General features: G+C 36.0%; 14 protein-coding genes. 2 read left to right on the top strand and 12 right to left on the bottom strand.

All coding sequences use genetic code 11. From position 1 onward, the window contains the following. Nucleotides 1-5: 5 nt before the first annotated feature. The 11 genes from xylA to Q7C23_RS11050 form a co-directional block, all read right to left on the bottom strand. A complete protein-coding gene (xylA, locus tag Q7C23_RS11100) occupies nt 6-1,331 on the bottom strand; it encodes a xylose isomerase (protein WP_375032583.1) in 1,326 nt (441 codons plus the stop codon). Between the two features lie 4 nt (nt 1,332-1,335). Then, a complete protein-coding gene (locus Q7C23_RS11095) occupies nt 1,336-2,823 on the bottom strand; it encodes a xylulokinase (protein ID WP_375032582.1) in 1,488 nt (495 codons plus the stop codon). A 3-nt stretch (nt 2,824-2,826) separates the two neighbouring features. Beyond that, nucleotides 2,827-3,837: a GntR family transcriptional regulator gene (locus Q7C23_RS11090; RefSeq protein ID WP_375032581.1), complete on the bottom strand. Its 1,011-nt coding sequence runs from the start codon at nt 3,835-3,837 to the stop codon at nt 2,827-2,829. Between the two features lie 178 nt (nt 3,838-4,015). Next, nucleotides 4,016-5,035 (bottom strand): glycoside hydrolase family 43 protein, encoded by a 1,020-nt coding sequence (locus tag Q7C23_RS11085; RefSeq protein WP_375032580.1) that lies wholly within the window; start codon nt 5,033-5,035, stop codon nt 4,016-4,018. 34 nt (nt 5,036-5,069) lie between these two features. After that, nucleotides 5,070-6,503, bottom strand: a complete 1,434-nt coding sequence (locus Q7C23_RS11080; RefSeq protein WP_375032579.1) for an MFS transporter — start codon at nt 6,501-6,503, stop codon at nt 5,070-5,072. 226 nt (nt 6,504-6,729) lie between these two features. Continuing rightward, nucleotides 6,730-7,830: an endo-1,4-beta-xylanase gene (locus tag Q7C23_RS11075; RefSeq protein ID WP_375032578.1), complete on the bottom strand. Its 1,101-nt coding sequence runs from the start codon at nt 7,828-7,830 to the stop codon at nt 6,730-6,732. A 103-nt stretch (nt 7,831-7,933) separates the two neighbouring features. After that, nucleotides 7,934-10,807 carry a glycosyl hydrolase 115 family protein gene (locus Q7C23_RS11070; RefSeq protein ID WP_375032577.1) on the bottom strand — a complete coding sequence of 958 codons (2,874 nt, stop codon included), beginning with the start codon at nt 10,805-10,807 and terminating at the stop codon, nt 7,934-7,936. An 8-nt stretch (nt 10,808-10,815) separates the two neighbouring features. Continuing rightward, entirely contained in the window at nt 10,816-11,979 is a 1,164-nt protein-coding gene (gene uxuA / locus Q7C23_RS11065; RefSeq protein WP_375032612.1) for a mannonate dehydratase, read from the bottom strand. A gap of 222 nt (nt 11,980-12,201) precedes the next feature. Continuing rightward, complete coding sequence (locus tag Q7C23_RS11060; protein WP_375032576.1) at nt 12,202-12,939, bottom strand: SDR family NAD(P)-dependent oxidoreductase; 738 nt, start codon at nt 12,937-12,939, stop codon at nt 12,202-12,204. Between the two features lie 18 nt (nt 12,940-12,957). Beyond that, nucleotides 12,958-15,054 (bottom strand): alpha-glucuronidase family glycosyl hydrolase, encoded by a 2,097-nt coding sequence (locus tag Q7C23_RS11055; RefSeq protein WP_375032575.1) that lies wholly within the window; start codon nt 15,052-15,054, stop codon nt 12,958-12,960. A gap of 234 nt (nt 15,055-15,288) precedes the next feature. Continuing rightward, the gene (locus tag Q7C23_RS11050) at nt 15,289-16,338 is read right to left on the bottom strand and encodes a LacI family DNA-binding transcriptional regulator (RefSeq protein ID WP_375032574.1); all 1,050 of its coding nucleotides are present in this window, start codon (nt 16,336-16,338) and stop codon (nt 15,289-15,291) included. Between the two features lie 249 nt (nt 16,339-16,587). Here Q7C23_RS11050 and Q7C23_RS11045 point away from each other — a divergent pair, with 249 nt between their 5' ends. Next, a complete protein-coding gene (locus Q7C23_RS11045) occupies nt 16,588-19,218 on the top strand; it encodes a glycoside hydrolase family 3 C-terminal domain-containing protein (RefSeq protein WP_375032573.1) in 2,631 nt (876 codons plus the stop codon). 7 nt (nt 19,219-19,225) lie between these two features. On the opposite strand, the gene Q7C23_RS11040 is transcribed toward Q7C23_RS11045, so the two are convergent. Then, complete coding sequence (locus Q7C23_RS11040; RefSeq protein ID WP_375032572.1) at nt 19,226-20,011, bottom strand: hypothetical protein; 786 nt, start codon at nt 20,009-20,011, stop codon at nt 19,226-19,228. A gap of 280 nt (nt 20,012-20,291) precedes the next feature. On the opposite strand from Q7C23_RS11040, the gene Q7C23_RS11035 reads away from it, so the two are divergent. Continuing rightward, nucleotides 20,292-21,917, top strand: a complete 1,626-nt coding sequence (locus Q7C23_RS11035; protein ID WP_375032571.1) for a murein L,D-transpeptidase — start codon at nt 20,292-20,294, stop codon at nt 21,915-21,917. Nucleotides 21,918-21,990 lie beyond the last annotated feature (73 nt).

Genomic DNA, 21,990 nt, shown 5'->3' with positions numbered 1-21,990 from the left:
ATCAATTAAATGTATTGATTGATGATATTTTCGAACAATTCTTGTTTACCGCTTTGTAAATTCAATTCACCATTTTCCTGAGCAATTTTATACAAATCAGTCAAACTTAATTTTCCTTCTTCAAAAGCTTTTCCGTTTCCAGAATCAAAAGAACTGTAACGTTCTGTTCTTAATTTATCATAAGGAGAAGATGTGATAATTTTGTCAGCCGTCAATAATGCTCTGGCAAAAGTATCAGCTCCACCAATGTGAGCTAAGAATACATCTTCCATATCAGTAGAGTTTCTTCTAATTTTGGCATCAAAATTAACTCCTCCACCTTGTAGTCCACCTGCTTTTAAGAAAACCAACATTGCTTCTGTAACTTCCTGGATGTTATTTGGGAATTGATCGGTATCCCATCCGTTTTGGTAATCACCTCTATTAGCATCTAAACTTCCTAACATTCCAGCTTTGGCAGCCACTTCCATTTCGTGTTGAAAAGTGTGTTGCGCTAATGTAGCGTGATTCACCTCGATGTTCATCTTGAAATCTTTCTCTAAGCCGTATTTATGCAAAAATCCAATAGCTGTAGCCGAGTCAAAATCATATTGGTGTTTCATTGGCTCCATAGGTTTTGGCTCAATGAAGAAATTTCCTTTGAATCCTTGTGCTCTTGCATAATCTCTTGCCTGAGCTAAGAATTGTCCCATATGATCCAATTCTCTTCCCATATCTGTGTTCAGCAAAGTCATATAACCTTCACGACCTCCCCAGAATACATAGTTTTCTCCTCCTAAAGCAATAGTAGCATCCAATGCCAATTTTATTTGACCTCCGGCTCTTGCCAGTACATTAAAATCTGGATTAGTTGCGGCACCGTTCATATATCTTGGATTAGAAAAACAGTTTGCCGTTCCCCAAAGTAATTTCACTCCGGAAGCGGCTTGTTTTTCTTTCAAATATGCTGTAATGGTAGCCAATCTGCTTTCTGATTCTGCAAAAGTAGCTCCTTCATTAACCAGGTCATAATCGTGAAAACAGTAATAGTCAAATCCCATTTTGGTAATGAATTCGAATGCTGCATCTGCTTTTTCTTTTGCCGCAGCAATAGCATCTGTAGGCTGATCCCAAGGAAAATGTTGCGTTCCTGGTCCGAATGGATCTGAACCCTGACCACAGAAAGTATGCCAGTAAGCGATCGCAAATTTAAAGTGCTCACGCATTGTTTTTCCAGCCACAACCTGATCTGGATTATAATATTTAAATGCCAGTGGATTATCAGACTCTTTGCCTTCAAATTTAATTTGGCCTATACCTTTGTAGTATTCTTTATTGCCTAAAACTATCATCTCTTTATTTTTTTTGTGTTAATATAAATTCTAATTCCTGTTTCCATTTTTGGTAAGCCTGAACGTAAGGCTCTTTGTTTTGAAGCGGTAAAAAAGTCATTACGTGATCGTTTGTGGTAATACTTGATCCAAATTTTTCAAAATCACCATCGATCAAACCAACTGCTCTTGCGGCGCCTACTGCTCCTGTTGTATTATAAATTTCGATTTCATGCCCAATAAGCGTTGCCACTGTATTAGAGAAAATTTCGGAGCGGAATAAATTATCATTTCCAGCTCTGATTACACCAATTGTAGCATTGTCATCTTTTAAACATTCCATTCCGTACACAAATGAAAAAGCGATTCCTTCTAAAGAAGCTCTAAACAAATGCGAACTACTGTGAATATTCAAATTCAGGTTTAAAAAGTGTGTTCCGATGTTTTTGTTGTTGAACATACGTTCTGCTCCATTTCCAAACGGAATAACCACAACACCATCGGATCCAATATCAATTTTTGATGCTTTGCGGTTCATTGATTCATAGGTTTCATCACCCATATTGTTTCGCAGCCATCTGTACTGAATTCCGGCTCCGTTAATGTTCAGTAATTTCCCGATTCTTGGCTTTGCTACTTCATAATTAACATGCACAAAGTTGTTTACACGTGTGCTTTTATTTCCAGCTGACATTTCACTAACCGCATAAAAAACACCCGACGTTCCGCCAGTCGCCGCAACTTCACCTGGATTTAATACATTTAAAGCCAATGCATTATTAGGCTGATCACCCGCTCTGTAAACCACCGGAATTCCGGTTGGAAGTCCAGCTTCTTTTGCGCCCTTCTCATTCAACACCCCCTGATTTGTGAAGTTCTCCACAATTGTAGGTGTTAACGACTGATCGATTCCATAGTAATCTAGCAACCAATCGGCCACTTTGTTCTCTTTATAATCCCAAAGCATTCCTTCAGAAAGTCCATTTTTAGTAGTCGTAACATCGCCTGTTAATTTGTAAGCGATATAATCACCCGGTAACATGTATTTGTAGACTTTACTGTATATTTCTGGTTCGTTTTCTTTAACCCATTTTAATTTTGAAGCCGTGAAATTCCCAGGAGAATTTAATAAATGACTGAAACATTTTTCTGCTCCAATTTCTTCAAAAGCTTTATCACCTATAGCTACAGCTCTACTATCACACCAGATTATCGCATTGCGCAATGGGTTGCATGCTTCATCCACAATAACCAATCCGTGCATTTGATATGATATACCCACACCCTGAATTTTAGAGGCATCGATGTTTGCTTCGCGAATCGCTCTTTTTGTCGCTGTGCAAATGTGCTGCCACCAGATTTCCGGATCCTGCTCTGCCCAATCAGCATGCAATGAAACAATCTCCATTTCGTTTTGCGGTTCGTGTAAAACGATTATTTTTTTGCCTGTTGCTGCTTCTACCAAGGCAACCTTGACAGAAGAACTTCCAATATCATATCCTATATAATACATACTTTATAATGATTCTCTTATTGTTAAACTTGTTGTTATATATTGCTGTACCGTTTCATCTGTTGTGATAAATGCTGCGGCTTTTGTTCCCATTTCTTTAAAATCTGTTGACACCACCGAGATTCCTTTATAAATAAATTTCTTCATTGGTGTTTCATTGTAAGACAAAAAACCAACATCCGTTCCCGGCTCTAAATCTTTCTCTTTACACTGCTCTAAAAAGTCTCCTAAAACCCTGTCACTAACACTGATATAGGCGATTCCTTTTTCGATATTGAACTTTTTTGAATCTGTAACAATGTCATATTTAAAATGAAAATCAGCACAAAACTTCTTAAAGGACTCCAATGTCTCTTTTGGGTGATTCGTATAATCCGGATAAATAAATTGTATGTTTTTATACTTTTTAAACAAATCAGCTGCTTCTTTAAGCGAATTGTAAAATGCTTTTCCGAAATCCTGAAAAACATAATTATTATCTTTCTTAGCATGAATATTCCAGTCAATCAAAAGCAATTTATCATTCGAAATAGCCGATAATGTTGGCGATACCTCTTTGTGATCAAAATTCATCACCACATATTTGTAATACTTCCCAACGCTGTTATTAATTATTGTTTTAAAAACATCAATATTATAATGATGAAATTGCACATCAGTAATCACATTGTCCGGTAAATTATTCACAAACGAGTGATACAAAACTTCTTTATAGGCCTTGAAAGTATCCAATACCAAGAGCACTTTCCTCGTTTCACCCGACACATAATAACCTTTATTCGGAACAGAATCAATTACATTCTGATCCTTCAAAATAGTATACGCTTTAAAAACAGTGTCTCTCGACAACTGATTTTCTTTACAAATCGCATTTACAGACGGAAGTAAATCTCCTTTTTGTAAAATATTCTCCGCAATAGCATTATTAATCCCGTTTACCAATTGCTGGTATTTCGGAATATCACTGTCGTGATTGATTACAAATACAAATTTTTCCTGCGCTTCGTTTAACATACTGTTCCGTTCTGTTCTGGTCTGCTAAAGTAGCTAATCGGATTTTATAAAAAAAACATTTTAACATTGAAATTGTTATTTTTCTATAAATCCGATTCTTTATTTTAAAAAATATTTTATTAAAAAATACACGAACAACCGGTTGTGATTTTCCTGAAATTTTTTTTAGTGCTTATTTCTATTTTTTATAAGGATCAATCGTCACAATCGAGCCATCAGCATTGTATTCAATTTTGGTCACTTTGATCGATCGTAGATGCGTAACTCCTTTTGACAAACTAGAATCGTGGTAAAACAAATACCATTCGTTTTCAACCTCACAAATAGAGTGATGAGAAGTCCATCCAATTACAGGATTCAGGATTCTTCCTTTATAGATAAAAGGCCCGTAAGGGCTATCGCCTATCGCATAACAAATGAAATGGGTGTCTCCGGTTGAATACGAAAAATAGTATTTGCCATTGTATTTGTGCAACCATGAAGCTTCAAAAAAACGACGATCGTTATCCCCTGCCTTTAAAACTTCTCCATTCTCATCCAGAATTTTGATTTCTTTTGGTTCTTCGGCAAACTCTTTCATGTCATCAGAAAGCAAAGCTACAATTGGACCTAATGCAGGTTCATTTGCTAAAGGTTCCCCGTTATCTTCATCGTATTTGTTGTCTCGGTACTTTTGAAGCTGACCTCCCCAAATACCTCCAAAATACATATAATATTTTCCGTCTTTGTCTTCAAAAACCGCAGGATCAATAGTATAACTTCCTTTGATTGCTTCCGGTTCCGGTATAAAAGGACCGATTGGCGAATCACTAATGGCTACTCCAATCTGGAAAATTCCGTTGGCACGTTTGGCCGGGAAATACAAATAATATTTTCCGTTTTTACACGCGGCATCCGGTGCCCACATTTGTCTTTCAGCCCACGGTACATCATTTACATGCAAAGCCAAGCCATTATCTACAGCCTCAGCATTTACGTTTTCCATCGAAATGACGTGATAATCTTCCATTCCGAAATGATCTCCATTGTCATTAAAAGGAATTCCGGCATCAATATCATGAGACGGGTAAATGTATATTTTTCCATTAAAAACGTGCGCCGATGGATCAGCGGTATACATATGATTTATTAATGGATTCGAGATCGCTCGTTTTTCTAACTCTAAAAAGTCAATATTTTCAATACTATCTTCAGGCATTTTTTTTTAGTTTTTTTTTTATTTTTAAAATAAGCTAGGCTCTTCTTTCTTTTAAATCCGATTCAATCTGAATCTCCATTTTCTTGTCGATTTTGTAGAAAAATAACAATGCAACTCCAATCAGAAAAGGAATTGCAGGAAAGACACTAACCAAAAGTTTAATTCCGTTTATTGCTACTGCACTTTGTACTACCGCATTAGGAACATAATCAAAGTGTCCTAACAATGAAGTTGTCAAAGCTCCCCCAATACTCAATCCTGCTTTTAAACCCACCATCATGGCAGAGAATATAATCGCAGTTGCACGACGGTTATTTAACCATTCTGAGTAATCAGCCACATCGGCAATCATCGCCCAAAGAATCGGAATTGTGATTCCGTAGAAAAAGCCGTGCAGAATTTGGGAAACAAAAATCAGGCTCACTGATTTGGAAGAAAAGAAATAAAAAGCCAATACAAATAAGGTGGAGACAAATAGAAAGGAACCAAAAATGTTTCGCTTGCCATATTTATCTGCTAATTTTTTTGATAAAGTGATTCCGACGATCATGAAAATAATTCCGCCGGCATTAAACAAACCAAATCCGGCCGCAATAGGATCATCACCAAATTGATTCAATCCGATACTTGCTAAACCATCCAGAATTGGCTGAATAAAGATTGCCAGTTGTTGCTTATCTACATAATTTTCAAAATAATACACATAAGCACTGCCTTTGATTGCCAAAGTAATAAATACCAAAGTCGTCAGCGCCAGCATGATTAACCATGGTTTATTTTTTACCAAATCGCTTAAATCTTCTTTAATACTTGATTTTTGCTCTGGTTTTGGAACGATACGTTCTTTGGTTGTAAAAAATGTAATTAATAGCATTATGGTGCCAAATATGGCCAACACTGTCATTACTTTTTCAATACCTATTGCTTTATCACCATTTCCTGCACTTTTGATGATCCCAAGCATAAAAACCTGAACAAAAAACTGTGCAAACATTACGGCCACAAAACGATAAGACGACAAACTATTGCGTTCGCCCATATCACCAGTAATTACACCGCTTAAAGCAGAATACGGCAAATTGTTACTGGCATAAAACAATAACAAAAAAGTATAGGTCACAACCGCATAAATTACTTTACCGTGATAGGCAAAATTAGGTGTTGTGAAAGCTAACAAAGCAATAACTCCCAAGGGTACTGCGGTCCATAAAATCCATGGTCTGAATTTTCCCCACTTGGTACTGGTCCTATCTGCCAAAACTCCAATAATTGGATTAAAAACAAAAGCTGCTATCAAACCGACAACCAACATAATTATAGAAGAATCCTGAGGCGATAATCCATAAATATCTGTATAAAAATAAGCGAGGTAAGTAATCAGTGTTTGAAAGACTAAATTTGCCGCCAGGTCACCTAAGCTGTATCCAATTTTTTCTTTTATGGATAGTTTTTGAGAATTAAAATTCATTATTTGTTTGTGGTTATTTTGGTTAATTTTATAATCAAAGTTGATTTAAATTTGACTATTTAGTTAGCTCATATACTGCTTTCAAAAGGCTTTTACTTAAGCAATCGGTTGTGTAAAATTAGCAAAAAAAACATACCATCCAAATTTACTTTGTGTTATTACATTTTTTTTTCAGGAACCGTCTGGTGTATTAATTCTTTAAACCCTTGTCAATGCTGCTATTCTTCTAATTCTTTAATTGCATTACACTATCATACGCTTTTTTTGGCTGAAGCTGTGTATCAAATAGCAAAGGATAATTCATACGACCCCTTATAGGCCAGTCATTTAACCAGGATTGCCCGTCATAAACACCCCAAAAAGTAACACGGCTAATTTTGTTTTTGTGTTTTAAAAATAACTTGAAAATATCTGCATAACGCTGCGCGAGCTTTTCCTGGATCGAATCTGGAAGTTTCTCAGGATACGGATTCATTTTGGCACTTCCTTCAAAATTCTGATTTACATCTGCCCCTTGTAAGTCCCATGGATTTGGCAAAACAGTGATATCTAATTCTGTAAAAGCGACTTTTAAACCCAAGGCAGAATAAGCCAAAATACTTTCTTCAATTTCCTGTAAAGAAGGGCTTTCCAATCTCCAGTGGGCCTGAATTCCAACGCCGTCAACCTTACCTCCTCCTGCCCTCACTTTTTTAATTAAATTAATGGTGCCTTCTCTTTTGGCAGGTGCTTCATTATTATAATCGTTGTAATACAAATCTACTTTTGAATCTGCTGCTGCAGCTAATTTGAAAGCATCAGTAAGATATTGCTCTCCAAGGGTATTCAAAAAAACTGACTTTCTTAATGTTCCATCTTCGTTTAAAGCTTCATTCACAACATCCCAGGAACCAATTCTTCCTTTGTATTTCGAAACAATGGTTGTAATATGATCTTTCATGAAAGCTTTCATCTCTATACTGTCCGTGACTTTTTCCATCCATGGCGCCAATTGGCTGTGCCAGATTAAAGTGTGACCGTGAATAAACATTTTATTTTTTTCGCCATACCCCACAAATTTATCAGACAAAGCAAAATCATATTTGTCTTTTTCAGGATGCACGAACATCGACTTCATGATATTTTCTGCTGTAATCGCATTAAATTCCTTACGAATCAAGGCGTCTTGTTTGGCATCTTTCACTTCAATTTGATCAGCGCTTAAAGCAGTTCCGATATAAAAATCTTTTTTATAGGCATCTTTCAGGGAGCTGATCTTTTTTTGCGCTGTACAGTTTACAAACAGCAAGGTGGTTATTGCCAGTAAACAGGGTTTAATTAATTTCATTTTTTTTATTTTTTGGTTGATAGTTAATTTTTAAACACATAGAGACATCGTTTTTCTTTGTCTTAGAGGCATTTCACTTGTTTAAAAACAGCCCCTTCTAAAATTATTTCTTTTGAAAACTTTCCGGAGGCCCTAAATAAGACTCCAAAATTTCTCCTGACTCCGTTTCAATTACAATTTTCTGAAGCACTAAAACAGGATCGATTCCGTAAAACTTTAAAGTATGATTTCCGGCATTTTCAATTGTATGCGAAGAAGTTATAATTTTAATATTATCGGCTACAGCCTTATTCCACGTTTTATCCGAGTCTTTTTCATTCAAATTGATGATTTGTGGTTTTTCATCATCAATAGCAATTTCATATTTCAAACCATCACGAGTAGAAAAATTAATGGTTGGCGAAAAATAAGTATGTACTTTTATTTCTCCTTTGCTGAAGAAATGGATATCATATTCTAATCGTGCTGCTTTTTCAGAAACTTCAATTGGCTGAACATTGGATGGTTTTAAAGTAACTCCGGAGTCGGTTTTCCCAATATTCGGAATCACGGTCCATTTTAAGTCTGAATTAATAGCTTTAGAATAATTTGCGGCCTCTATTGACACAAATCCATTATTTTCAACAAAACCTTTTATTTCGTTTAAATCAATATTTTTAGTATTTACAATTACGATGAAATCTTGGCCATTTGCTGAAATTGTAAATTGACTTATAGCATCGCCTTTTGGAGCTTTTTTCCAATCGATACTGATCAATATTCTTTCTTCGGAATTTATTTTTCCTTTTGATTTTGAAAATTTAGTCCAATTCTCTTTAGAGGTTATTTTAAAGTCAAAAGGAATAGTTCCTCTATTGAATATATCTACAAAATAAGATTTGCTTTCAGCCGAATTATAAGTCGGCAAAACAATTTCTGCTGTATTATTTGGCCACCAATTTTCAGAACCTTCAATTGCAATTCCGGCTTCAGCTTTATTGGGCAATTCAATAGTTTTTGTTTCCGGAATAACATTATTTTTTGGTTCCTGCCACGAAGTATATCCAATGTGCGTTTGCGCCATCATATGATTCCATTTGCCTTTTGCCAGTTTGGTATGATAGTAATTCGTCAGCAAACTGTCTTTTTGAAATAATTCTTTTACCTGTTTTGCATAGGCATTTGCAGAAGCCCTACCCTGATTGGCATACAGCTTATTTTTAGCCGTCGCCACATACAATTCATTCAAATTTGCACTTGCCAAAACTGGAAACAAAACCAATTGATAAAAAGCATCTTTGTATTCCGGTTTTATTTTTTCATTTATCGAATTGGCTTTCTCAACCAATTTTTTATAATCGGCTAAAACAGTTTCTGCTTCGTTGTAATTAGTGATACTGTACGTTTTCTCATTCAGCAATTCTGGTTTTCGTCTGGAATTATATTTGGTATATAATTTTATGATTTCAGCAATTTCATCTGTATGCTGATCATTAAAATTCTCTTTCGCCCATTGCACATAATATTGACCTAAATTCCCAGCATTCCATTTCTCCGGATTCCAGGCCATGTCAAGAAAAAACTCCGTCGGAAATTCCATTGGTTTGATATCTCCCACATTGATAATCCAAATTTTATCGACACCGTGTTGGTATGCCAAATCCATTTGTTCCCACGTACGTTCTATTTGGTTCGTGTTAATCCATTTGTAATTTCGTGGCCCGCCCACATAATCAAAATGGTAATAAATGCCGTAACCACCTTTTCTTGGTTTAGCGTTTAGTTCAGGTAATTTCCTGATATTTCCCCAATTGTCGTCGCACAATAAAAGTGTTATATCATCGGGAACACGCATTCCTTTGTCGTAATAATCCTGAACTTCTTTGTAAAGCGCCCACATTTGTGGCGTTTCTTCAATTGGCTTTTTAGTGGTTTCTTTTATGATTTCTCTTTGGGTTTTTACGATATTTTCTAATAAATCAATTGCCGTTCCCTGTGTCATCGGTTCGTCGCCGTCGCCACGCATTCCAACCGTTACAATGGTTTCCGTGTTTCCCATTCTTTTCATTCCGTCTTTCCAAAACGAAATAAGGTTTTCAGAATTGGTACTAAAATCCCATTTTCCTTTTCCCAATTTTGCCCATTCTGCATGTGCTCTTGTCAACGGTTCGTGATGCGAAGTTCCCATTACGATTCCGTATTCATCTGCTAAAATAGCATTTTGAGGATCATCTACATAAAACATTCTTCCCCACATCGATGGCCACAAATAATTGCCTTTCATTCTCAGAATCAATTCAAAAACCTTATCGTAGAATTTCGCATTAAATCCACCATACGTATCAAAAGCCCAGCCTGATAGTGCCGGAGCTTCATCGTTTATAAAAATGCCGCGGTATTTTACTTTTGGTTCTCCATTAGAATGAATTCCAGATAAAACATGCAATTCCGATTGTTTTTTCACCGGAACATCAGCCCAGAAATACCAGGGAGAAATGCCAATCTGATTGGACAAATCGTACATTCCGTAAATCGTTCCCCTTTTATCTGATCCTGCAATGACCAATGCTTTTTTGATTCTTTTTGAAGGATTATCAACAATTTGAGTGGTGAATTTTTCCCATTTTCCTTTCAGTTGACTGGTATCAATTTTTCCGTCACGCACCAATTGCTCTATGCTTTCACTTTTTCCAATTGTTCCTATAATAACTACATATTCAGTTGCTTCTGAAAGGTTGTTGATTTGTTTTGGATGAATATTCGTTACTTTAAAAAGGTCATTTTCCAAATGTCCGGCAACTCTTAAAACTCCGGGAAAATCAGTTGCACTTACCAGAATCGAAGCTGTTTTTCCTTTTGATGCTAATGGGAAATTTTGAGAAGATGCTTTGTTTACTATGTATTTTTCTCCGTTTATAGCATAGGATTTTGTGCTGATTCCGAAGAGGAAAAGCATAAGAATTATTGGCAGTAATGGAGATTTTATAAAGTAGTTCATTTTAACTTTTATATATTCAATCTATAAGCAATTCCCATTTCCAAACCTCTTAATTCGGCAAGACCTTTCAATCTTCCAACCAAAGAGTACCCAGGATAGGTTTCTGTTTTTTCATCCACCGCATGCAAAAAACCGTGATCCGGACGCATTGGTAAACTCACTTTTCTTTTATTCATCAATAAAAGTAGTTTTTCAACTAGAATTTCCATTTTTGTATCTCCTTCTAAATGGGCAGATTCCCTAAAAATAGTTGCGCTTTCGCGGAAGGTATTTCGCAAGTGTAAAAAGTGAATTCTATCCCCGAAATCATCTATAATTTTCTCCAGATTATTTTTCGGATCTGCTCCCAATGAGCCTGTGCAATAACAAAGTCCGTTTGCGTTTAAAGGCACGGCTTCAAAAATCGTTTTGATATCTTTTTCTGTTGAAACAATTCGGGGTAAACCTAAAACCGAAAACGGCGGATCATCAGGATGAATAGCCAATTTCGAACCTAATTCTTCAGCAACCGGAACTACTTCAGATAAAAAGTAAATCAGGTTTTCTCTTAGTTTATTATTGTCAATTTCAGCGTAATTCTTTAAAAGCGAAAGAATTTGTTCAGCCGTAAAATTGATTTTACTTCCCGGTAATCCTAATAAAACATTTTTAAAAAGTAAGGCTTTCTCATCTTCAGAAAGCTTATTTCCGTATACCAATGCATTTGCTTTTTCTTCCTCCGGATAATCATTTTCAGCATTAGGCCTTTTCAGCAAAAACACATCAAAATAAGTAAAAGCAACCTGATTGTATAACAACGCTTTACTTCCATCTTCATTGATAAAATTATGATTGGTGCGAACCCAGTCGAGAATCGGCATAAAATTATAGGTGATGATTTTAATGCCACAATCAGCCAAATTTTTTAAACTGATTTTATAATTTTTGATGTATTGCAAATAATCCCCAGTAGCACGTTTTATTTCTTCATGAACCGGCAAACTTTCAACAACAGACCATTCCAATCCGGCTTCTCTGATGATTTGCTGTCTTTCTTTAATGTTTTCAATTGACCAAATTTCCCCAACCGGAATTTGATGCAAAGCCGTAACAATTCCGGTTGCTCCGGCTTGCTTAATATCTCTTAAAGTAACGTTATCCTGAGGGCCAAACCAACGCATGGTTTGCTGCATTTTTATCATAATACTCACTTGTTATAACACTTTAATTTTTTAAACACTATAATTTTTAAACACATAGCAGGCTATTTGTGGGGTATTCTTTGAAACACATAGATTTAACCATAGTTAATGTGTTTTCAAAACGAGTGAAACGCCTTTAAGCTAAACCAAATCTATGTTTCTATGTGTTTAAATATTTTCCAACATAACTATAATGTGTTTAAATATTTTTTCTTAAAACCCAATACTATTTCCGCCATCAACAGGTAAAACAGTTCCGGTTGTATATTTTGATTCGCTTAAAGCGAAATAATAAACGGCATCTGCAATGTCCGAAGGCTCTCCTAAGAATCCCATTGGCGTTCTGCCCAGTACTTTATTTTTTCTTTCCGGATCATTATCAAGTGCTGTAGAAGACATTTTTGTTTTGATAAATCCCGGAGCAATACAGTTTACACGAACTCCAAACGGAGCCAACTCAACCGCCATAGCTCTTGTCATCGATTCAATTGCACCTTTACTTGCCGAGTATGCTATTACTTTCGGGATACCGTATTGTGATGCCATCGAACTAATATTGATTATACTTCCTACCCCATTTTCTTTCATGTTTTTTACAACGGCTTTACTAACTGCAAAAACACTTAAAAGATTGGTGTGAATTATCGATAAAAAATCTTCATCCGTTACATCCAAAAATTCTTTTTTAAGATTGATTCCGGCATTGTTTACTAAAATATCAATCGGATTTTCTTTGCTTATATTTTCAATCATGGCCGGAATTCCTGCCAAATCATTTAGATCACAAATAACCGGAATCGCATTTGGACCGATCTCTTTACACGCATCTTCTGTCTTGTCTTTTGATCTTCCAATTATATAGGTTTTGATTCCGTTATCACATAATTTCTTTGCTGTTGCAAAACCCAAACCCGAATTCCCTCCGGTTACAATTGCTGTTTTTGTACTCATATTTTTTAATTTGAATATTTAATTTCCCGGTGCAAAAGGGAATTTTAAGGATTGAAAATAGTCTAAAGATTGTGTTGGTTTTTCTACTCCAGCCGGCAATTCCTTACCAGAATATTGTTGAAAGTATAACAAACACGCATCCCGCCACCATTTTGCTTCTTTATACTGAATTTCTAATAACATTTGCACTTCTTTGAAACGCTCGGCATCTACAAATTGCTCGCTTTTATTCCAAACATTCTGCATGTTTTTTACCTGATTTACGCCTTCCTCATATTTCAGTGCTAAACCATTCCAAAGTGTCTGACCATTTTTCAATTTATAATCCCACGAAACATGATGAAACCATAATAAATCTTTTTCCGGACAGGTTTCCAGATTATCAAAAATTTTCTCCACTTCAGGAGCATATTGCGCTGTGGCATTGGTACCGGTTTTAGAACGGTCAAAACCAATTCCATTTTTATCTGCTTTATGATAGTATACCGGATTCCATTCTGGCCGTGATAAATTTGAAACCCATGGTCCCGGACCGTAATGGTGGCCGGTGTCCATAATATGATGTAAACCAAACGGTGTCATATAATTCACAACTGCTTCACGGGAATCCAAAAGCATTTCTTTTACTGGTTTTATGAAATTTTCATCATTGGAGAAAGTACATCTCAACCATTCATCGGCAATCACTTCCGAATCTAAATTGGGATTCCACGCCAATCTTCCGAAGCCGTACCAATTCGCTTGCGCAAAAGGATGACCTGTCCAGTTTAAATCATTTCCTATGTTCGAAACTCCGGCAATTCCGGTCAGTTTTGTTTTCGTTATGGTACCATCAATCACTTTGGCAACTGTCGTTCCTTTTCCTTTTTGATAGGTATCTGATTCTAATACTTCCTGAAATAATTTAGGCAGAAAAACCAAATGGGTACTAAAACCTAAATATTCCTGTGTAATTTGAAATTCCATCATCAAAGGCGTTTTGGGCATCGCACCAAACATTGGATGAAAAGGTTCACGAGGCTGAAAATCGATTGCCCCGTTTTTTACCTGAACGATTACATTGTCTTTGAATTTTCCATCGTATGGCACAAATTCGGCATAAGCTTGTTTGGCTCTGTCATTGGCATCATGTTCTGAATACACAAAAGCTCTCCACATAATTACACCTCCAAAAGGCGCAACAGCATCAGCCAGCATGTTCGCTCCGTCAACGTGATCTCTACCATAATTTTGTGGCCCGGGCTGCCCTTCTGAATTTGCTTTTACCAGAAATCCACCAAAATCAGGGATTCTTTTATAAATTTCTTTGGCTTTATTTTTCCACCAGTTCGCTACATCAGCATCTTTTGGATCAGCTGTTTTTAAACCTCCAATTTCGATTGGTGCCGAAAAACGAGCTGTTAAATACACTTTTATTCCGTATGGTCGAAATACATTCGCTAATGCTTCAACCTTTTCTAAATATTGTGGCGTCAGGATTAAGGCGTTTGCGTTTACATTCGTCAAAACCGTTCCGTTAATTCCGATGGACGCATTTGCCCTTGCATAATCAATATAACGCTGATCAATAAAATCAGGTAGTTTTTGCCAATTCCATAAAGAGAAACCGGCGTAACCACGTTCTACAGTTCGGTCTAAATTATCCCAGTGATTTAAAATTCGGATATTCGTTTTTGGTGCATCAACAATATTTAGGTTTTTGATGGATTTATTCGTCTGCACCAATCTTAGAAAACTATAAACACCGTATAAAACGCCAATATCTTTTTTACCCGTAATAATAATTTGATTTTTACCTTTTAATGAAATCGATTTAATGATAAAACCTTCCTCATTTAGCTGGTCAAAACTTCCAATTTCCTTTTTGATTTCTGGACTTAACAATGCTTGAGAACTAATAATTACTGTTTTATCAGAATCGGATTTTGATTTAATTTCAAACTTTCCTCCTAACATATTTTGCAAACCCAATTTCAATTCATTTGAAGCAATTTTTGAAGTTTCTGAATTTCCCAAAGAAACAATTCCCTGAACATCTGAAAGGTATTTAGAAACCAATTCAACATCCGTTTTTTGGTTATATTGGAGCCACAATTTATAATCCTTTTGTGCCATTGTTTTAAAGGAGAACAAAAGCAGAAAAATGGGAAGTATAAATAAATGGTGCTTTAGATATCGCATCGGGTGATTTTTTGAATGATTAGTTAAAGAATTTGCAATCGGTTGCGTAAAAATATAGCATTGTGTTTTAAGAAAAAAATTTTACTGCAAAATTTTTCACACAACACCAATTCTTTTGTTAAAAAAAGAAACGATCGCTAGCAAATCATCAATTTATATCAAAAAATTTTATTCTATCCTCTTTGAAGAAGCGCGAACTAAAACCTCGGTATTTAAAAAAGTAACTTCGGTAATACTATCTTTTTTAGGAGTTTCAGGGTTCTTTTTACCCGTCTTTAAATGGTTTAGTATTTTCTTGGCCGATGTCTGCCCCATTTTCACAGCCGGATGCGAAATAGTCGTTAATCCCGGATCAATGATAGAAGCAATTGGGTCATCATTAAAACCAACAATTGCAATATCATGAGGAATTTTAAGACCTCTTCTTTTCGCCACCTGAATGGCGCCGACAGCAGCAGTATCATTTGAAGCAAATATACCATCTGGAGGATTTGGCAAATCAAATAACGTATTAGCCACAGCTTCGCCTTCTTCAAAAGATAAGTTCGTTTCGGTTATAAGTTCTTCATCTACAGTCAATCCGGCTTCCAGCAAAGCATCGACATAACCTCTTTTTCGTTCACTATAGGTATTCCGATGTTGTGAACCTGTAATATGCGCAATACGCGTACAACCCTGATCAATCAGGTGTTTTGTCGCTTTATATCCGGCAGAGTAATTATCAATCATAACGCGATAGGTACTAAAATCCTTTGGTACCCTGTCTACAAAAACCAATGGGATATTTTTATCGATAAACTTCTGAAAATGAGAAGTATCCCGTGTAGCCATTGCCAGTGAACAAATAATACCACAAACCCGGCTATCATAAAGTGCTTTTGATAAATTAACCTCAGCCTCATAAGAATCATGGCTTTGTGTGATCATAACACTATAACCCGATTTTTGGGCAATTTCCTCAATACCACTAATTAATGATGAAATAAAAGGTCTATTGATTCGGGTTACTAAAACTCCAATAATTTTGGTTGAATTTCCGCGTAAGCCCGCTGCCAGGATATTTGGTCGAAAGCCCATTTCTTCGGCTACTTTTTTTACTTTTTTTATAGTTTTATCGCTTATAGTAGGATGATCTTTTAAAGCACGCGAAATCGTCGAAGTCGCAACATTCATTCGCTGCGCAATATCATAAATGGTAACATCTCTACTTTCTTCCATAAAAATTTTATAAATAAAATAGTGGTTATTTTACATTATGAATCGACATTAAGATTTGCTGACTTCATGTTTCCACTATTTATGAGAAATAAATTCCTGATATTTTTTCGGTAAAATTAAATTATTTTTTCTTTCTTTACACAATCGGTTGCAATAAATTTTACAATAAAAACATACTTCCTTTCTATAGTTCAAATAAGCATCCATATGCTTTGGAGAATTATGGAAACAGATTAAAAAAAATGTCATATGAAAAAATCAATCGCTCTTTATCAAATTATACTCTTTTCTTTTCTTTCGATCTCTTCTATTGCACAGGATAAAAAAGAAAAATTCCAATTTCAAAATACATCTTTAAGCTTTGAAGCGAGGGTAAACGATCTTGTAAGCCGTCTGACTTTGGAAGAAAAAGTTTCGCAAATGCTGAATTCTTCGCCTGCTATTCCAAGATTAGGAATTCCTGCTTACGATTGGTGGAATGAAACTCTTCATGGTGTTGCGAGAACTCCTTTTAAAACAACTGTATATCCGCAGGCGATTGCCATGGCCGCAACTTTTGATAAAAATTCGCTTTTTACAATGGCTGATTATTCAGCTCTTGAAGGAAGGGCGATTTACAATAAGGCCGTCGAATTAGGCCGAACCAACGAGCGTTATCTTGGACTAACTTACTGGACACCTAATATTAACATTTTTCGTGATCCTCGCTGGGGACGCGGACAGGAAACTTACGGAGAAGATCCGTTTTTGACTGCTGCTTTAGGTGACTTTTTTGTAAAAGGACTTCAGGGCGACGATCCAAAATATTTAAAAGCAGCAGCCTGTGCGAAACATTATGCCGTACATAGCGGTCCGGAACCTTTACGCCATACTTTTGATGTTGATGTAACGCCTTATGAACTTTGGGATACTTATTTACCTGCCTTTAAAAAATTGGTAACCGAATCTAAAGTTGCTGGCGTAATGTGTGCCTACAATGCTTTCAGAACACAGCCTTGTTGCGCCAGCGATATCTTGATGACGGATATTTTGCGCAACCAATGGAAATTTGATGGTTATGTAACCTCAGATTGTTGGGCTATTGATGACTTCTTCAAAAATCATAAAACACATCCTGATGCGGCTTCCGCTTCGGCTGATGCTGTTTTCCATGGTACAGATATTGACTGCGGAACCGATGCTTACAAAGCCCTTGTACAAGCGGTAAAAACTGGAAAAATACCGGAATCACAAATTGATATCTCTGTAAAACGTCTTTATATGATTCGTTTCAGACTAGGAATGTTTGATCCTGTCGAAATGGTGAAATATGCTCAAACACCAGCTTCAGTTTTGGAAAGTCCGGCACATCAGGAACATGCCTTAAAAATGGCCAGACAATCTATGGTTTTACTTAAAAATGAAAACAATACTTTACCACTCAGCAAAAAAATTAAAAAGATAGCTGTACTAGGTCCAAACGCCGATAACTCTATTTCTATTTTGGGGAATTACAACGGCACTCCTTCAAAATTAACCACAGTCTTACAAGGCATTAAAGATAAATTAGGCACCAATACAGAGGTTATCTATGAGCAGGCCATCAACTTTACTAATGATACTTTACTAGTTTATGCTGATGTTAAAAACCAATATGCTTTTGAAGGAAAACAAGGTTTTAAAGCTGAATATTTTAACAACACAGACCTTTCAGGGAAACCGGAAATTACACGAACGGAAACCGAATTAAACCATTTTTGGCAGGAAGGTGAAGTGGTTGTTCAAAAGATCAAAGCCAATAATTTTTCTGCTCGTTACACGACAAATTTTACGGCAGCTGAAGATGGCAGTATCACTTTTGAACTTACCGCAGACGATGGTTACCGTTTTCTTGTGAATGGAAAAGAAGAACTAAATGCCTGGACTAAAAACAGGTGGGGTGGGCAAACTTTTGAATTAAAAACAACAAAAGGAACGGTTTATAATTTAGTAGTTGAATATTGGCAGGGAGAAGGAAAAGGCAATGTTGCCCTGAATGCCGGAAACTATAAAAAAACCGATTTTACGGCTCTTGTCAATCGTTTAAAAGATGTTGATGCTTTTGTTTTTGCTGGCGGAATTTCACCTCAACTGGAGGGCGAAGAAATGAAAGTGAATTTTCCAGGCTTTAAAGGCGGCGACCGAACTTCTATTTTATTACCTACAGTTCAGACTGATTTAATGAAAGCGCTTCAAAAGACCGGAAAACCGGTTGTTTTTGTGATGATGACGGGAAGTGCAATTGCGATTCCGTGGGAAGCTCAAAATGTTCCTGCCATTGTAAATGCATGGTATGGCGGACAGGCAGCGGGAACTGCAGTTGCCGATATTCTTTTTGGCGATTATAATCCGGCCGGAAGATTGCCGATTACGTTTTACAAAGACGATTCGGACTTACCTGAATTTGTAGATTATAAAATGGATAACAGAACGTATCGCTATTTTAAAGGAACGCCGCTTTATGGTTTTGGATATGGTCTTAGTTATACTTCTTTTAAATATGATCAGTTAAAAATGCCTTCTAAAATTAGTAAAGGAAAAAGCGTTTCTATTTCTGTACGCATTACCAATACCGGAAAAATGGCAGGCGAAGAAGTTGCGCAGTTATACCTCATCAATAAAAACAAAGCCATCAAAGCACCTTTGAAAACGTTGAAGGGATTTGAGCGAGTATCTCTTAAATCTGGCGAAAGCAAAATGATAACTTTTACACTTTCTCCCGAAGATTTATCGCATGTTACTGAAGAAGGCATTAATGAGGAATACAATGGTGAAATTAAAATTGCCATTGGCGGTCATCAGCCTGATGAAACTAATAAAACAAGTGGTAACGTTTTAACCAAAAGTCTTTTGATTCAATAAAACAAAACTATTTTTTAATATGAAGCTGTTTATAAAGCGTTTCCATCGGAGCCTGATTTAATTGCATTATTCCTGTTTCCGGACGATCTAAAGCCAAAATAAGAAACATCACCGAAGAAAAAATAATGGAAATAAAAACGGCCAAAACATGATTTTTTTTACCTGAAATTCCAAATTGATAGCCGAGAATGAGCATCGTAAATAAAGTTATTATAAACAGCACCCATAAAATTGTGGCTGGCAGTCGGTATTCGAAAGTAAAGGTTACGCGTTTGTTATAAGTGTCAACGAGTTCGTTTACTGAACCCGTATAAAGTGAGTACGCTTCAGAGCTGCGATCTTGCGCCGCTAAAGCTTCAGAATACCCCCAAAGCGAATCAAGGATAATTTGTGATCGTTCCCTTAGATTTTCTATTTTTTTAACGGAAAGATCTTTAAACAGACTAACCCGCATATCGGTATACTCTTTTAAAAGATTTCGGGAAGAAGAACGATAGGGGTCCGGTATTAATCCGGATTGAAGGTAAGCCTTTCTGATTGTAGTTACTTCCTCAAGCAAAAGTTCCTTTCTGTTATTGTAACGATTGTCTACAATCTGAAAAGTAAAAGCCAGCATAAAAGCCAAAAGCCCCAGTGCGGCACCCACTACTGATCCGACTGGAGAATCATTTACTTTTCCGGATTTACTCTTTACAAATAAACCGTAATACTGACCTGCAAGAATAGGTATTAAAATACTGAAGAAAGGAATAACAAACATTCCTAAAAGCTCAAAAAAACTTACATTTATCATGGTTCTTTCGTATTTGGATAGTAAATTGGCTAATCAAATATAATCTTTATTCCACAATTCTAAACCTGTTGACTTTCAAAATATTACAATTATTATTCTTCTTCTCTATTTGAAATTAAATCAAACATTATTCTGAACTAAAAAGGAAAAATAATAAGATTTTTTTTCTAAATTTGATTGTAGAGATTTGCTTTCTATACGATTTCCCCAAATCATTTTTTTTATTACCTCAACCTGCATTGACCTTTTGGCAAATAGTAGTAACGTAAAATGAAAAAAAATGAAAAATTTTACTCTGACAATCTTTTTAATTTCCTGCTCTATTGTTTCTTCCTTTGGATTTTCAAAGGATAACCTTCTTTTGGAAAATAAGAAATTTGCTTTTTTTATTCCCAGTAGTGCTGGTAATAAATATGCCGCCCCTGCCATCAGCGATGCAACTGTATTGGCCTTCTTCAAAAAGTATTCTCAATTAAAAGAGTATCAAAACGATGTCTCTACCCTTTACAAAGACAGATCATATAAAACAATCTGGTACGAGGGCAATGATATCAACGAATTTGGACATTTGATGTATCAAAAACTGAACTCTACATACGAAGAAGGTGTTCAGGTCAGAATTCCGTATAAAGATAAAATCGACGAAGTTTTTAATGAAGAATCAGATAAAAAGATTTCAGAGTCGGATACTGAGCTTTTATTGAGCTCCATGTATATACTCTATGCAAAACATGTTTTTCAGGGAATGGATGCCGCTGAACAAAATAAAATCGAATGGTATTTACCAAAGAAAAAACTTTCTTATGAGACTTTATTAGATTCTATTGTGACCAACCACAATTTATTGGATCAAAATAATCATATTCTTTTTAGTCAATATTACAAACTTCAGAATGTTTTAAAAAAATACAGGGAAATTGAAAAAAACAACACCTGGAAAACCATTACAATGCCAAATCCATACAAAGACTTAAGACCGGATGATACCGGAGTTACGATTCAGGACATCAGAACACGACTTTTTGTGATTGGTGATTTGGCACAGGATTCTAAAAGTAATTTTTATGATCAGGAATTAATGGATGGTGTAATGAAATACAAACTCCGCCATGTACTCACTCCGAATTATATTATTAACAAAGAGCATATCAATCAGATGAATGAGCCGGTAAGTGATCGTATCAAAACTTTGATGCTCAATATGGAACGCTGTCGATGGATTCCGCCAACATTAGAAAACCAGGAAGAATATGTGATGGTTAACATTCCGTCGTTCAGGCTGTATTTTGTCCGAAATGGAAATTACGATGTTGTATCTAAAGTTTTTATCGGTACTCCATTAACCAAAACAGTCATCTTTAGCGGACAGATAGATCGCATTGTTTTTAGTCCGTATTGGTATGTTCCGGCAAGTATCATTAAAAATGAATTACAATTAAAAATTGCGGAAGACAAAAATTATCTGACGGATCATAATATGGAATGGAATGGCGGAAACGTAAGACAAAAGCCAGGTCCGGAAAACGCTTTGGGACTTGTGAAATTTATGTTTCCAAATCCAAACGATATTTACATGCACGACTCCCCTTCAAAAACCTTATTTGGTTTTGAAAAACGCATTTTCAGTCACGGCTGTATCAATGTCGAAAAAGCAAAAGAGCTGGCTGTTGCCATGATGAAAGATTATCCGGACTGGACGATTGACAAGATTAATGCCGCTATGAGTGGTGAAAAAGAAACTCCATTCAAACTAACTAAAAAAATCCCAATCTATATAGGCTATTTCACTGCCTGGGTAAGCAAAGAAGGGGACATTGGTTTCTTTCCTGATGTTTATGAACGTGATATTAAACTTAACAGCTTGCTTTTTCCTTTGGATACGGGGTATAAGACGGCGAATAATTGATTTTTTTTTAGAGAATAGAGTTAAGAAGAAAGAGTATAGAATATAGAGAACGACCTCCTGGAATTGTATTTCT

This window comes from Flavobacterium sp. LAR06 (assembly GCF_041946075.1).
Taxonomy (GTDB): Bacteria; Bacteroidota; Bacteroidia; order Flavobacteriales; family Flavobacteriaceae; genus Flavobacterium.
The sequence above is the reverse complement of the archived record's forward strand: the minus strand, read 5'-3'. Positions and strand labels throughout refer to the sequence as shown.

Excerpts from the sequence above, each read along its gene's own strand:
- Q7C23_RS11085 (WP_375032580.1), bottom strand. The coding sequence starts at position 5,035 with ATGCCTGAAGATAGTATTGAAAATATTGACTTTTTAGAGTTAGAAAAA.
- Q7C23_RS11090 (WP_375032581.1), bottom strand. The coding sequence starts at position 3,837 with ATGTTAAACGAAGCGCAGGAAAAATTTGTATTTGTAATCAATCACGAC.
- uxuA (WP_375032612.1), bottom strand. The coding sequence starts at position 11,979 with ATGCAGCAAACCATGCGTTGGTTTGGCCCTCAGGATAACGTTACTTTA.
- Q7C23_RS11045 (WP_375032573.1), top strand. The coding sequence starts at position 16,588 with ATGAAAAAATCAATCGCTCTTTATCAAATTATACTCTTTTCTTTTCTT.
- Q7C23_RS11040 (WP_375032572.1), bottom strand. The coding sequence starts at position 20,011 with ATGATAAATGTAAGTTTTTTTGAGCTTTTAGGAATGTTTGTTATTCCT.
- Q7C23_RS11035 (WP_375032571.1), top strand. The coding sequence starts at position 20,292 with ATGAAAAATTTTACTCTGACAATCTTTTTAATTTCCTGCTCTATTGTT.
- Q7C23_RS11080 (WP_375032579.1), bottom strand. The coding sequence starts at position 6,503 with ATGAATTTTAATTCTCAAAAACTATCCATAAAAGAAAAAATTGGATAC.
- Q7C23_RS11060 (WP_375032576.1), bottom strand. The coding sequence starts at position 12,939 with ATGAGTACAAAAACAGCAATTGTAACCGGAGGGAATTCGGGTTTGGGT.
- Q7C23_RS11055 (WP_375032575.1), bottom strand. The coding sequence starts at position 15,054 with ATGGCACAAAAGGATTATAAATTGTGGCTCCAATATAACCAAAAAACG.
- Q7C23_RS11095 (WP_375032582.1), bottom strand. The coding sequence starts at position 2,823 with ATGTATTATATAGGATATGATATTGGAAGTTCTTCTGTCAAGGTTGCC.
- Q7C23_RS11070 (WP_375032577.1), bottom strand. The coding sequence starts at position 10,807 with ATGAACTACTTTATAAAATCTCCATTACTGCCAATAATTCTTATGCTT.
- xylA (WP_375032583.1), bottom strand. The coding sequence starts at position 1,331 with ATGATAGTTTTAGGCAATAAAGAATACTACAAAGGTATAGGCCAAATT.
- Q7C23_RS11075 (WP_375032578.1), bottom strand. The coding sequence starts at position 7,830 with ATGAAATTAATTAAACCCTGTTTACTGGCAATAACCACCTTGCTGTTT.
- Q7C23_RS11050 (WP_375032574.1), bottom strand. The coding sequence starts at position 16,338 with ATGGAAGAAAGTAGAGATGTTACCATTTATGATATTGCGCAGCGAATG.